Source organism: Tamlana crocina, assembly GCA_040429635.1.
Lineage (GTDB): Bacteria > Bacteroidota > Bacteroidia > Flavobacteriales > Flavobacteriaceae > Flavisericum > Flavisericum crocinum.
In genome coordinates, this window is record CP158972.1 from 675,409 (window position 1) to 688,976 (window position 13,568).

Genomic DNA, 13,568 nt, shown 5'->3' on the forward strand with positions numbered 1-13,568 from the left:
TTCATTTTTTTTTGGCGTTGGCCGGGCTTTCGGCAGTCGCTTCCCAAAAAAAGGAGAGCTCCAACAATGCCTCTATCCCTAACGCGCCAGCCCGCATTTTACGGCGCGGCTTCAAACTTTTTGCCTGTTTGTTTAGGTTTTTCAAAAAGTGGCGCAATGTAGATAAATAATTAATCCATCGGCCAAAAACTTTCATAAAATATAAGCATTTATTCGGAGTTGATTTTACGAATGGAAAAATTAAAATAATTACCTTTACAACAATGGATACCCCCAATTTAGAGATACAGATAAAAACCCTGCCCAGCCTGCCCGGAGTGTACCAATATTACGATAAAGAAGGCACTATTATTTACGTTGGTAAAGCCAAGAATTTAAAAAAACGGGTCAGTTCTTATTTCAATAAAACCCACGATAGCGGAAAAACGCGGGTGCTGGTTAAGAAAATAGCCAAAATAAAGCACATTGTGGTCGATACCGAAACCGATGCGCTGCTGCTGGAAAATAACTTTATAAAGAAGTACCAGCCGCGCTACAATGTAATGCTGAAGGACGATAAGTCCTATCCGTGGGTTTGCATAAAAAACGAACGTTTCCCACGGGTATTTTCTACCCGTCGCGTTTTTAAGGACGGTAGCGAATATTTTGGTCCGTACACCAGCGGTAAAACCGTGCATACACTGCTCGATTTAATAAAAGGGCTGTACAGTTTACGCACTTGCAATTATAACCTTTCGGAAGAAAAAGTGGATGCCGGAAAGTACAAAGTGTGTTTGGAGTACCATTTGGGCAATTGTAAAGGCCCGTGCGAAGGCTTGGAATCTGAAACCGAATACAACGAAAACATAAAAGCGATTAAAGAAATTTTAAAAGGAAATTTTAAGGATTCGCTACAGCAGTTTAAAGTGCAAATGCTCGATTTTGCTAACAACATGCAGTTTGAGGAAGCCCAAAAAATAAAGGAAAAACTGGAGGTTCTGGAAAATTACCAGGCCAAATCGACCGTGGTAAACCCAAAGATCAGCAATGTCGATGTGTTTGCGATTGTGAGCGACGAAAGTTATGGCTATATCAATTTTTTACAACTGTCCTATGGTTCCATCATTCGGGCGCACACACTCGAAATTAAAAAGAAACTCGACGAAACCGACAAAGAATTGTTGGAGTTGGCCATTACCGAAATCAGGCAACGCTTTAATTCAAAATCGAAAGAAATTTATGTGCCTTTTAAAGTCGATTTGGGAGAGGATTTGAAAGTCACCGTTCCGAAGTTGGGCGATAAAAAACACATTTTGGATCTATCGCTCCGTAACGCCAAATATTTTAGGATGGAGCGCTTCAAACAAATAAAGATTGTAGACCCCGATAGGCACGCCAACCGTATTATGTCGCAAATGAAAGCCGATTTAAGGCTTAGTGAAGAGCCGCGGCATATCGAGTGTTTCGACAATTCGAATATTCAGGGCACCAACCCCGTGGCCGCTTGCGTAGTTTTTAAAAACGGCAAACCCAGTAAAAAAGACTACCGCCATTTTAATATTAAAACGGTAGAAGGGCCAGACGATTTCGCTTCGATGGAAGAGGTGGTGTATCGCCGTTACAAACGCCTTTTGGACGAAGAGCAACCCTTGCCGCAACTCATCATTATTGATGGTGGGAAAGGGCAGTTGTCATCGGCTTTAAAAAGTCTCGATGCGCTCAATTTAAGAGGTGAAATTGCCATTATCGGAATTGCCAAACGTTTGGAAGAATTATTTTACCCAAATGATCCAATTCCCTTATATTTAGATAAGAAAAGCGAAACGCTAAAAGTGATCCAGCAGTTGCGAAACGAAGCGCACCGTTTTGGTATTGAGCACCACCGTAACAAACGGAGTAAAAGTGCGTTGAATACCGAGTTGGAAACCATTCCGGGGGTGGGCGAAAAAACGGTAGTGGAGTTGCTCAAAAAGTTTAAATCGGCCAAACGCGTAGCACATGCCAAACTAGACGAATTGGAAGATGTGGTCGGGGTGTCGCGTGCTAAAAAGGTTTATGATTATTATCATGGGAACGAAGTAAAATAACTCAAATGATAAAGATTAAATATAAAAAGAAGCGGTTGTATTCCAATTTAGTAATTGGTGTTGTATGGTTGGTTTTTGCGGTTTTCCATTTGGCAAATGAAGAAAAAATAGCTTGGACAGACTATGGTTATTGTGTTATCTCGTTGATGTATTTGCTGCAGTTTATCTATGAGTATATAAACCAATATTTAACTATTGACAACAATGTTATCAAAAAGCATGGCGTATTTGGTAAAGCACTAAAATTTAGTGAGGTTGAGTATTTCAAAATATTTGCAGGGGAATATATATTACAAGCCCAAAGCACGGAGTTGAGAATTGATACAAAAGTAATAGAAAACACATCGCTAACTCGTTTGAACAAAATTATTGAAAAGCACGAATTGCCCGGAGCTCATTTTAAATAGGGCAAACTTAAAATCGGTTACATTGAAAACCTACTTTGTCATATTAATTCTAAGTCTTCTCACGCTATTTTCCGCGAAAGCGCAAAACAATAATCCAGAGAATACTAAGCCTAAAGTAGGTTTGGTGTTAAGTGGTGGAGGTGCAAAAGGCTTGGCACATATTGGGGTTTTAAAGGTGATTGATAGTTTGGGCATAAAGGTCGATTACGTGGCGGGCACCAGTATGGGGGCAATAATTGGTGGGCTTTACGCTTCGGGGTACACCGGCAAGCAGCTCGATTCCATTTTTCAGGAAGTCGATTTCGATAATATTATAAACGACGATTTGCCCCGCGAATCGAAAGCCTTTTACGAGCGCGATAATTCAGAACGCTATGCCGTTACCTTGCCGTTTAATAAGTTTAAGGTAAAGTTGCCTTCGGCCTTGTCGAGAGGCCACAATGTGTATGGTTTACTTTTAAAATTGGCGTTAAACGTTAGCCATATTCAAGATTTTGATAAACTGCCCATTCCGTTTTTCTGCATAGCTACCAACATGGAAACGGGCGAACAAGTGGTGTTGGATAAAGGAAATCTGGCACAATCGATGGTGGCCAGTGGTGCGCTGCCTTCGCTATTTCAGCCGGTGATTATCGACGATAAAATTTTGATTGATGGCGGAGTGGTGAACAATTACCCTATTGATGAGCTGCGCAACAAAGGCATGGATGTTATTATTGGGGTAGATGTTCAGGACGGTTTGTCCAACAGGGAAGAACTGGCTTCGGCGCCCGATGTACTGATTCAAATCAATAATTTTCGTACCATTAACGCCATGAAGGAAAAGGCTCCAAAAACCGATGTTTACATAAAGCCCAATATCAAAGATTTTAATGTGATTTCGTTTGACGAGGGCGATAAAATAATAGACGAAGGACAAGAAGCAGCATGGTTTAAGTTGAATGTATTGAGAACCTTGGCATCCAAAAATAGTGGAAATAAACAACCGTTTCTCAAAAAACCAATCGATAGCATAAGCATTAAAAATTTTGAAATTGCAGGGAACGAAAACTACACCCGGGCATATATTTTAGGAAAACTGAAATTAAAAACCGATGAAAAAATAAGCTACAAAGATTTTAACGAAGGTATTTACAATGTGGTGGCCACCAATAATTTCGATGTGTTTCAGTACGAATTAAAGCGTACGGAAAATGCCGGAGAATACAGTTTTATGGCAAATATTAAAGAGTCTCAGGTGAATACCTTTTTGAAATTGGGCATCCACTACGATGAGTTGTACAAAAGTGCCGCTTTGGTAAATTTAACCCAAAAACGCTTATTCTTTAAAAACGATGTGGCTTCGCTTGATGTTATTCTTGGTGATAACGTGCGCTATAATTTTGATTATTTAATTGACAAAGGGTTTTATTGGAGTATTGGTTTGCGTTCGCGGTACAATCAATTCAATAAAAACATAAATGCCCAGCTTTTGTTGAATGAAGAGGAAATAACGGCAACGGGATTGAATAAAATAGGTGTAAAGCTTAAAGATCAAACCAATCAGTTTTATTTGCAAACACTGTTTAGACGCGATTTTTCGTTGAGTATGGGTGCCGAGCACAAACGTTTGGAAATTGATTCGGAAACTATTTCGGGCAATAACCCTGATGACGAATTTTTATTCGAAAATACCGATTATTTCAGTTTATTCGGAAACCTAAAACTCGATACTTACGATAATATATATTTTCCGAAAAAGGGCTTATACTTTAATGGGCACTTAAATATTTATTTTCATGCTTCTCATTTTGTTGAAAACTTTAAAAGTTTCTCCATAGCCAAGGCCGATATGGGCTATGCTTTTAGTGTTTCAGATAAATTGTCGTTCAACTTACAAACCAGTGGCGGATTCAAATTGGGCGATAAATCTACCCAAACTTTAGATTTTGCTTTGGGCGGATATGGCAATAATTTAATAAACAATTTTGTGCCCTTTTTTGGGTACGATTTTATTTCACTTACAGGAAACAGCTATGTGAAGGCACTGATGGTGGCCGATTACGAAATCATAAAAAAGCATCACATTACTTTAGAGGGCAATTGGGCGAATATTGACGATAATATTTTCGATACTGGGGAATGGTTTACCTTACCCGATTATAGGGGTTATGCGCTGGGTTACGCCATTGAAACCTTTTTAGGTCCCGTTCAGGCCAAATACAGTTATTCGCCCGAAAACGGCCAGGGCAAATGGTTTTTTAATATTGGTTTTTGGTTTTGATGGTTTCTGAACTTGCTTTGAATTGAATTTATTTCGTGGTTTCATTGAATGAAAATTTTTTCCGATATTTGTTAAGTTATGAAACCTTTTTGGAAAGACTTATTGCAATTTCTTCATTTCCTTATCAAGAGAAATCCTGAATAAGTCAGCATTTTGTTGTTCTTGTTTGTATTTCGGCTAAACTAAATGATCAAACAGGAGTCTCCTTAATTTTAGTATCTTTATATAGTTGATTGTTAATCTATTGTTGCTCGTAGTTTAGGCTTTCCCGAACGATGAGCAGATCTAAACTAAACTAAACGAAAATGCCCATATATCATAAATTAGGAAACATTCCGCACAAGCGCCACACGCAATTCAGAAAGCCCGACGGCAGTTTGTATTACGAGCAGTTGTTCGGTACCATTGGTTTCGATGGTATGTCTACTAACAGCTACCACGAGCAGCGCCCCACGCAGGTCAAGGAAATTAGAAACCAGTATAGTGTGGCTCCAAAAATTGCCAAGGCCAATAACATTCAATCGTACCGATTCAAAGGCTTTCAGGTAAAGCCCGAAAACGATTATCTCGACAGCCGAAAAACCATTTTGTTCAACAGCGATTGTGGAATCATATTGGCGGCACCCAAAAAATCAATAACCGATTATTTTTATAAAAACACCGATGCCGACGAATTGATTTTTATCCACAAAGGCTCGGGAAAATTAAGAACACATCTTGGTAATCTCGATTTTAAATATGGTGATTATCTATTGGTGCCACGTGGAATTATTTATAAAATGGATTTTGAAACGGAAGATAACCGGTTGTTCATTGTGGAATCCCACCGCCCCATTTACACCCCAAAACGATACCGAAATTGGTTTGGGCAGTTGTTAGAGCACGCTCCGTATTGTGAGCGCGATATCCGTTGCCCACAGGAATTGGAAACCCATAACGAAAATGGCGAATTTTTAATCAAGGTGAAAAAGCAAAACGATATCATCGAGATGGTGTATGCATCCCATCCGTTTGACGTGGTGGGTTATGATGGCTATAATTATCCGTATGCGTTTTCAATCCACGATTTTGAGCCTATTACGGGGCGCATCCACCAGCCACCACCAGTACACCAAACATTTGAAACCGATGCTTTTGTGGTGTGCAGCTTTGTGCCGCGGCTCTACGATTACCATCCACAGTCCATTCCAGCACCCTACAACCACAGTAACATTGATAGCGACGAGGTGCTGTACTATGTAGATGGCGATTTTATGAGCCGAAACGATATCGAGGCCGGGCATATTTCGTTGCATCCCGCCGGCATTCCCCACGGCCCACATCCAGGAGCCACCGAACGCAGCATTGGGAAAACAAAAACCGAAGAGCTTGCCGTGATGGTCGATACCTTTAAACCGCTAAAAGTAACCGAAGAAGCCATGAAAATTGCCGATGAGAGTTATTTTAAGTCGTGGTTGGAATAAGTTGAATTTCTTGTGAAGATAGGTTCTATATTGAATTGGAATTGAGTTTTAAACTATAAGATTCCCGCCTTCGCGGGAATGAAAATCAAAACAAATGAGTAAAGACATAAAATCAGTAAACTACGGACTCGAAAAAATATTTGAAGGCGCACAGGACTTTCTGCCGCTTTTGGGAACCGATTACGTTGAATTTTACGTGGGCAATGCCAAACAAGCCGCGCACTTTTATAAAACGGCTTTTGGGTTTCAGTCGTATGCCTACAGAGGGCTCGAAACGGGCTCGAAAGACTCGGTGAGCTATGTGCTGAAGCAAGATAAAATCAAATTGGTGTTGACTACGCCGTTGAATAGCAAATCGCCCATAAATGAGCATATTGTAAAACATGGCGATGGCGTTAAAGTCATCGCCCTTTGGGTGGAAGACGCACGAAAAGCCTACGAGGAAACCACAAGCCGAGGTGCAAAATCGTATATGAAGCCAACCGTTGAAGAAGACGAACACGGCGAAGTAGTCCGTTCAGGGATTTATACCTACGGAGAAACGGTGCATATGTTTGTAGAACGAAAAAATTACAAAGGCACATTTTTACCGGGATTCAGAGCGTGGAAATCCGACTATAATCCTTCGCCGGTTGGCTTGAAATATATCGACCATATGGTTGGTAATGTGGGTTGGGGGCAGATGAATAAATGGGTAAAATGGTACGAAGATGTGATGGGTTTTGAAAACTTTTTGTCGTTTGATGATAAACAGATTCACACCGAATACTCTGCATTAATGAGTAAAGTAATGAGCAATGGTAACGGACGCATAAAATTCCCCATTAACGAACCTGCCAAAGGCAAAAAGAAATCGCAAATTGAAGAATACCTCGATTTTTACGAAGGTGCAGGCGTGCAGCATATCGCTGTGGCAACCGATGATATCATTAACACGGTGTCGCAATTAAGGCGGCGGGGTGTTGAATTTTTATCGAAACCACCCGAAGCATATTATAAAGCCACCCCAGGGCGTTTGGAAGAACACAGCCACCAATTACGTGAAAATATTGAAACCTTAAAAAATTTGGGCATTATGATTGATGCCGACGAGGAGGGCTATTTGTTGCAAATTTTCACCAAACCTGTTGAGGATAGACCGACTTTGTTTTTTGAAATCATCCAACGGATGGGTGCACGTGGTTTTGGCGCAGGAAATTTTAAAGCGCTTTTTGAAGCCATTGAGCGCGAACAGGCCAATAGAGGCACTTTGTAGGCTAAAAAAGAAAGGCATGTTTAGTTTATTCGTAAACATGCCTTTCAACTTGACTAACAAAAACAACTATAAAAATTTATATCCCACCCCAAAAAGTAAAAAATTGATTTTTGAACTAAGGTCTGCGGTGCCAGTATAAAAATTGTTCAGCTGCACGCCGTACTTGGCTTGAGCATAGATTTTTTCGGTAAAGCTATATTCTGCCCCAAAGGTCATGAAAACACCAAGTTTGCTGTAATTGTCAACAACTTCCTCCAGCAGGTAATTAATAGAAGGCCCTGCTAAAACGCTAAATTCATCTGTAATTTCATAACCGCCCAAAAGGCCAAGATAAAGGGTGTTGCCCTCGTTGTTTATGGCAACGAGTAGTTCAGGTTTTAGGTTTATCTCGTCGGTAAGTTCAAATTCGCTTTGGGCGCCAATATAAAATCCGCTGCTATCAAAATCTAAATCCCGTTTTTCGCCATCTACCTTAAATATTGAATTGAGGTTCAGGTAGCCTGCTGTGGCGGCCAAATTTAGTTCTTGGGCTTGGGCGCTTGCTGCAATTAAAAAAATAATGAAAAGGCTAAATGTTTTTCGTAACATAGTATTTGTTTTTAATGGTTATAAATGTACATCGGCCCAAAATGGAAATGTGAGCAGTTTTTTTTGAAATTTTTTGAAATGGGTAGGATTAAGAACTGTAGTGACTCGGGTAGCTATGGGGGCAATCAATACATTCGTCCACAATACTTCAGCTTGTGCCTATTCCTTCTGCTTTGCCCAATATAAGCGCTCCGCCAGCCCATTTTAGATTTGGTTTTAGTATTTTGAATATGTAACAGGTTGATAATTAAAGGGAAGTAGGTTTAAACATAATTTTAAAAAAATTTTAAAAAAAGTTTCACATGTTAAAAAATAATTTACATTTGTCGCACTTTTTTAGCTGAACAAATTGAAATCTGTTTCTACGTTCGGGCTTTTGAAAATTAGGAAGTCATATTCAAAAGCAGCTTACCGTTTAAGCAACCGGATTTTAAAGCTAACTTCCGTTTCGCCAATATATGCTGTACAGCATCAATATGCCTTTGTACCTACCACCCAACGCGAAATTCAAATTTGATATTGTTTATTTTTTATTAACTTAACCTGTAATTAACCTAGTAATTACATCTTTAATTTCTAAATAAAAAATAAATTGAATACAAAATATATTGATTTAATCAATCAAACTTACGATTTTCCCCAGGAAGAATTTAAGGTTGATAAAGGACAGTTGCATTTTCACGATATCGATTTAATGCAACTTACAAAACAGTATGGCGCACCGTTAAAATTTACGTACCTGCCACAAATTTCGAACAACATCAACAGGGCCAAAACTTGGTTTGCCAATGCCATTAAAAAGCACGATTACAAAGGCAAATACAACTATTGCTACTGTACCAAAAGCTCGCATTTTAAGCATGTGATGGACGAGGCGCTGAAGAACGATATACATATTGAAACCTCTTCGGCTTTCGATATCGACATTGTGGAAAGTCTGAAAAAGGAGGGCAAAATTAGCAACGATACTTTTGTAATCAGTAATGGTTTTAAACGTGCGCAGTATGTTACCAACATTGCACGTTTGATTAACAGCGGACATAAAAATGCCATTCCCATTATTGATAATTACGAGGAAATGGATTTGCTTTCAAAAGAAATAAAGGGCAAGTTTAAAGTAGGCATCCGCATTGCTTCGGAAGAAGAGCCAAAATTTGAGTTTTACACCTCACGTTTGGGTATTGGTTACAAAAACATTGTGCCGTTTTACAAAAACCAGATTGCCGGAAATAAAAAAGTTGAACTTAAAATGCTTCACTTTTTCATAAATACCGGTATTCGCGATAATGCTTATTATTGGAACGAATTGCTGAAGTGTTTAAAGGTGTACATCAGTTTGAAAAAGATTTGTCCGTCGCTGGATAGCCTTAACATTGGTGGCGGTTTCCCGATAAAAAATTCATTGGCGTTCGAGTTTGATTATGAATACATGATTGATGAAATTATCAATCAAATTAAACTCACCTGCGAAGAGGAAGAAGTTGATGTGCCACATATCTTTACCGAGTTTGGAAGCTTTACCGTTGGTGAAAGTGGCGGGGCTATTTACGAGGTGCTGTACCAAAAACAGCAAAACGACCGCGAAAAATGGAACATGATTAACTCGTCGTTCATAACCACCTTACCAGATACTTGGGCGATTAATAAGCGCTTTATTTTGTTGTCGGTTAACCGTTGGCAAGACACTTACGAGCGTGTACTTTTGGGTGGATTGACTTGCGATAGCGATGATTATTACAACAGCGAACAGCACATGAATGCCATTTACTTACCCAAGTATAACAAAGATAAACCCTTGTACATTGGGTTTTTCAATACGGGCGCATACCAAGAAACCATTGGTGGTTTTGGCGGTTTGCAACACTGTTTAATTCCATCTCCCAAACATATTTTAATCGATAGGGACGAAAACGGAAAGCTAACCACAAGGCTGTTTAGCGAACAACAAAAAAGTGAAGATTTACTAAAAATATTAGGGTATCAAAATGGTCAAAACGGATTAACTGAAGTTGAGGTTGACGAATTTGAAACTTCCGAAAAACAATAATTACGAATTAGATGAAAACTTACGCTGGGATTCCAGAAGAATTTGCAAAATTAGAACGTGCAAAAATTGTTTTAATTCCCGTGCCTTATGACGGTACGAGTACTTGGCAAAAGGGAGCTGATAAAGGTCCAGATGCCTTTTTAAATGCTTCAGAGAATATGGAGCTTTACGATATTGAAACCGGTACCGAAGTGTATCAACAAGGTGTGTTTTTGGCCGATGCGGTAACTGAAAATAGTTCGCCAGAGGCTATGGTTGAAGCGGTGCATCAAGTCACAAAAAAATACATCAAAAAAAATAAATTCGTGACTGTTTTTGGTGGCGAACATTCCATTTCTATTGGCACCATTCGTGCCTTCAACGAGATGTATCCGAACTTAACGGTGTTGCATATTGATGCGCATGCCGATTTGAGAAAAGAATACGAAGGGACTACATGTAACCATGCCTGTGCGGTTTATGAAGCTAGCCAAACCACGAACTTGATTCAAGTGGGCATCCGTTCTATGGATATTATGGAAAAAACCGTAATGGACGAGGAGAAAACCTATTTTGCCCATGATATGGCGGTGGATGATACTTGGATGGATTCGGCCATTGATCAAATGACGGATAATGTTTTTATCACGTTCGATTTGGATGCCTTTGATCCGTCAATCATGCCAAGCACCGGAACACCCGAACCTGGTGGATTACTTTGGTACGAAACTTTAGAATTTTTAAAGCAAGTATTTGCAGAAAAGAATGTTGTAGGGTTCGATATTGTGGAGCTTTGCCCCAATAAAAAAGAAAAGTCGTCCGATTTTTTAGCAGCCAAACTATACTATAAAATGTTGAGCTATAAATTTTTGGATGAAGAAGTGGACGATGAATACAACAACACTTACGATAACTCGGCGCAGAAAAACAATAACTTAAAATTTAATGACGATGACAACTACTAAAGGACCGATTTCCCAATTTATAGAAAAACACTATTTGCATTTTAATTCTGCCGCTTTGGTAGATGCCGCCAAAGGTTACGAGGCGCAACTAAATAACGGTGCAAAAATGTTAGTGTCGCTGGCGGGAGCCATGAGTACTGCCGAGTTGGGCAAAAGCTTTGCAGAAATGATTCGTCAGGATAAAGTGCAGATTATTTCTTGTACCGGAGCCAATTTGGAAGAAGATATCATGAATTTGGTAGCACATTCGCATTACAAACGTGTGCCTAATTATCGTGATTTAACGCCGAAGGAAGAGTGGGATTTGCTCGAAAAAGGATTGAACCGTGTAACCGATACTTGTATTCCAGAGGAAGAAGCCTTCCGTCGTTTACAAAAACATATTTTCGATATTTGGAAAGAAGCCGATGATAAAGGCGAGCGTTACCTGCCACATGAATATATGTACAAAATGCTGCTTTCTGGCGTGTTGGAAGAATATTACGAAATTGATATAAAAGATTCGTGGATGTACGCTGCGGCCGAAAAAAACTTGCCTATTGTATGCCCAGGTTGGGAAGACAGTACCATGGGGAATATTTTCGCGAGCTATGTGTTGAAAGGCGAATTGAAGGTTAGCACCATGAAATCGGGTATTGAATACATGACCTTTTTGGCCGATTGGTACACCGATAATTCAGAAAAAGGTATTGGATTCTTTCAAATAGGTGGCGGCATTGCCGGTGATTTCCCGATTTGTGTCGTGCCTATGTTATATCAAGATATGGAGCGTACCGATACGCCGTTCTGGAGCTACTTTTGCCAAATTAGCGACAGTACCACCAGTTACGGGTCGTATTCCGGGGCTGTTCCAAACGAAAAAATAACTTGGGGAAAGTTGGATATCGATACCCCGAAGTTTATCGTAGAGAGTGATGCTACCATTGTAGCACCGTTAATTTTTGCATATTTATTGGGCTGGTAATGTCTAAAATTGAAAACATAGAAAACGTTGAGCTTCGGTACTTAACCGTTGATGATTTTGAAGAACTTAAAGTAGCTACTTTAGAATCGTACGGCGGGGTGCTCAATTCCTATTGGAAAAAACACCACATCGAAAAATTAACCTCCATGTTCCCGGAAGGGCAGGTGGTTATTTTGGTGGATGGCGATATTGCGGGTTGTGCGCTTTCGCTTATTGTAGATTTCGATAGTATTGACGACGACCACACGTACAACGATATTATTGAAGGCGAATCGTTTAAAAATCACGATCCCGATGGCGATGTACTGTATGGTATCGATGTGTTCATTAAGCCACAGTATAGAGGATTGCGTTTAGGCCGCCGGCTTTACGATTACCGAAAGGAAGTTTGTGAAAAACTGAATTTGAAAAGTATCGTTTTTGGCGGACGTATGCCTAATTACCATAAACACAAAGATCTTACACCCAAGCAATACATAGAAAAAGTAAAGCAAAAGGAAATTCACGACCCGGTTTTGAATTTTCAGATTTCCAACGATTTTCACCCGGTACGTATTTTAAAAGGTTATTTGGAAGGCGATACAGCGTCGAATGAATATGCCGTGCTAATGGAGTGGGACAATATTTATTACACCAAGCCAAGCAAAAAAGCAAGTACGGTGAAAACGGTGGTGCGTTTGGGGTTGATTCAATGGCAAATGCGCCCTTATAAAAGTTTGGACGATCTCATGCAGCAGGCCGAGTATTTTATTGATAGCGTTGCGGCGTACCGGTCGGATTTTGCCATGTTTCCAGAATTTTTCAATGCGCCATTAATGGCTGAGTTCAATCATTTGCACGAGCCCGATGCCATTAGGGAATTGGCAAAATTCACTGAAACCATTGTAAATAAACTGAAGGAGTTTTCCATTTCGTATAACATCAATATCATTTCCGGGAGTATGCCCGAAGTGGTAAACGATAAGTTGTATAATGTGGGCTATTTATGCAAGCGTGATGGCAGTGTAGAGCGTTATGAAAAAATTCACGTAACGCCCGATGAAGCCAAAGTATGGGGCTTGCAACGAGGCAACGAGCTAAAGGCTTTTGATACCGATTGCGGTAAAATAGGTATATTAATTTGTTACGATTCCGAATTTCCTGAATTGTCACGATTATTGGCTGACGAAGGCATGGACATTCTGTTTGTGCCCTTTTTAACCGATACGCAAAATGGCTATTCTCGTGTAAGGTTGTGCGCCCAAGCGCGTGCCGTTGAAAACGAATGTTATGTGGCCATTGCTGGAAGTGTTGGCAATCTGCCCAATGTCAACAATATGGATATACAATATGCGCAATCGGCCGTATTTACGCCCTGCGATTTTTCGTTCCCCAGTAATGGCATAAAAGCAGAAGCTACGCCTAATACCGAAATGATTTTGGTAGCCGATGTCGATATTAGTTTATTGCGCGAACTGCACTCTTTTGGAGCAGTAAAAAACCTGAAAGATCGAAGAAAAGATTTTTATGATGTTATTCGAAAAAAATCATCATAAATACTATCTTTAGAACAACAAACCGAAAACTTACCC

Annotated in this window: 11 protein-coding genes; 9 read left to right on the plus strand and 2 right to left on the minus strand. The window is 39.8% G+C overall.

Translation table 11 applies throughout. The features are described from left to right. Window position 1 precedes the first annotated feature (1 nt). On the minus strand, window positions 2-196 hold the full coding sequence (locus ABI125_03010; protein XCF06839.1) for a hypothetical protein: 195 nt from the start codon (window positions 194-196) through the stop codon (window positions 2-4). Between the two features lie 67 nt (window positions 197-263). On the opposite strand from ABI125_03010, the gene uvrC reads away from it, so the two are divergent. From uvrC to hppD, 5 genes are all read left to right on the plus strand, one after another. Then, complete coding sequence (uvrC, locus tag ABI125_03015) at window positions 264-2,066, plus strand: excinuclease ABC subunit UvrC (protein XCF06840.1); 1,803 nt, start codon at window positions 264-266, stop codon at window positions 2,064-2,066. Between the two features lie 5 nt (window positions 2,067-2,071). Then, window positions 2,072-2,473, plus strand: a complete 402-nt coding sequence (locus tag ABI125_03020) for a hypothetical protein (GenBank protein ID XCF06841.1) — start codon at window positions 2,072-2,074, stop codon at window positions 2,471-2,473. A 22-nt stretch (window positions 2,474-2,495) separates the two neighbouring features. Next, window positions 2,496-4,736 (plus strand): patatin-like phospholipase family protein, encoded by a 2,241-nt coding sequence (locus ABI125_03025; GenBank protein XCF06842.1) that lies wholly within the window; start codon window positions 2,496-2,498, stop codon window positions 4,734-4,736. A 305-nt stretch (window positions 4,737-5,041) separates the two neighbouring features. Then, window positions 5,042-6,199, plus strand: coding sequence for a homogentisate 1,2-dioxygenase (locus tag ABI125_03030; GenBank protein ID XCF06843.1), 1,158 nt, complete (start codon window positions 5,042-5,044; stop codon window positions 6,197-6,199). A gap of 94 nt (window positions 6,200-6,293) precedes the next feature. Beyond that, window positions 6,294-7,454 (plus strand): 4-hydroxyphenylpyruvate dioxygenase, encoded by a 1,161-nt coding sequence (hppD, locus tag ABI125_03035; GenBank protein XCF06844.1) that lies wholly within the window; start codon window positions 6,294-6,296, stop codon window positions 7,452-7,454. Window positions 7,455-7,520: 66 nt separating this feature from the next. On the opposite strand, the gene ABI125_03040 is transcribed toward hppD, so the two are convergent. Continuing rightward, window positions 7,521-8,042 (minus strand): outer membrane beta-barrel protein, encoded by a 522-nt coding sequence (locus tag ABI125_03040; GenBank protein XCF06845.1) that lies wholly within the window; start codon window positions 8,040-8,042, stop codon window positions 7,521-7,523. A 592-nt stretch (window positions 8,043-8,634) separates the two neighbouring features. On the opposite strand from ABI125_03040, the gene ABI125_03045 reads away from it, so the two are divergent. Genes ABI125_03045 through ABI125_03060 form a run of 4 tightly spaced genes read left to right on the plus strand, consistent with a single transcriptional unit; the run spans window position 8,635 to window position 13,532 of the window. Continuing rightward, the gene (locus ABI125_03045) at window positions 8,635-10,089 is read left to right on the plus strand and encodes an arginine decarboxylase (GenBank protein ID XCF06846.1); all 1,455 of its coding nucleotides are present in this window, start codon (window positions 8,635-8,637) and stop codon (window positions 10,087-10,089) included. Between the two features lie 11 nt (window positions 10,090-10,100). After that, window positions 10,101-11,033, plus strand: coding sequence for an agmatinase (gene speB / locus ABI125_03050; GenBank protein ID XCF06847.1), 933 nt, complete (start codon window positions 10,101-10,103; stop codon window positions 11,031-11,033). After that, complete coding sequence (locus tag ABI125_03055) at window positions 11,020-11,997, plus strand: deoxyhypusine synthase family protein (GenBank protein XCF06848.1); 978 nt, start codon at window positions 11,020-11,022, stop codon at window positions 11,995-11,997. Before speB ends, ABI125_03055 begins: the two co-directional genes overlap by 14 nt. Continuing rightward, window positions 11,997-13,532, plus strand: coding sequence for a bifunctional GNAT family N-acetyltransferase/carbon-nitrogen hydrolase family protein (locus ABI125_03060; protein ID XCF06849.1), 1,536 nt, complete (start codon window positions 11,997-11,999; stop codon window positions 13,530-13,532). The genes ABI125_03055 and ABI125_03060 overlap by 1 nt, the downstream gene beginning before the upstream one ends. Window positions 13,533-13,568: the final 36 nt, after the last annotated feature.

Bases quoted from the DNA above. Each gene is read 5' to 3' on its own strand.
- ABI125_03020 (XCF06841.1), top strand. From the start codon at position 2,072: ATGATAAAGATTAAATATAAAAAGAAGCGGTTGTATTCCAATTTAGTA.
- ABI125_03010 (XCF06839.1), bottom strand. From the start codon at position 196: ATGAAAGTTTTTGGCCGATGGATTAATTATTTATCTACATTGCGCCAC.
- ABI125_03040 (XCF06845.1), bottom strand. From the start codon at position 8,042: ATGTTACGAAAAACATTTAGCCTTTTCATTATTTTTTTAATTGCAGCA.
- ABI125_03030 (XCF06843.1), top strand. From the start codon at position 5,042: ATGCCCATATATCATAAATTAGGAAACATTCCGCACAAGCGCCACACG.
- hppD (XCF06844.1), top strand. From the start codon at position 6,294: ATGAGTAAAGACATAAAATCAGTAAACTACGGACTCGAAAAAATATTT.
- speB (XCF06847.1), top strand. From the start codon at position 10,101: ATGAAAACTTACGCTGGGATTCCAGAAGAATTTGCAAAATTAGAACGT.
- uvrC (XCF06840.1), top strand. From the start codon at position 264: ATGGATACCCCCAATTTAGAGATACAGATAAAAACCCTGCCCAGCCTG.
- ABI125_03060 (XCF06849.1), top strand. From the start codon at position 11,997: ATGTCTAAAATTGAAAACATAGAAAACGTTGAGCTTCGGTACTTAACC.
- ABI125_03055 (XCF06848.1), top strand. From the start codon at position 11,020: ATGACAACTACTAAAGGACCGATTTCCCAATTTATAGAAAAACACTAT.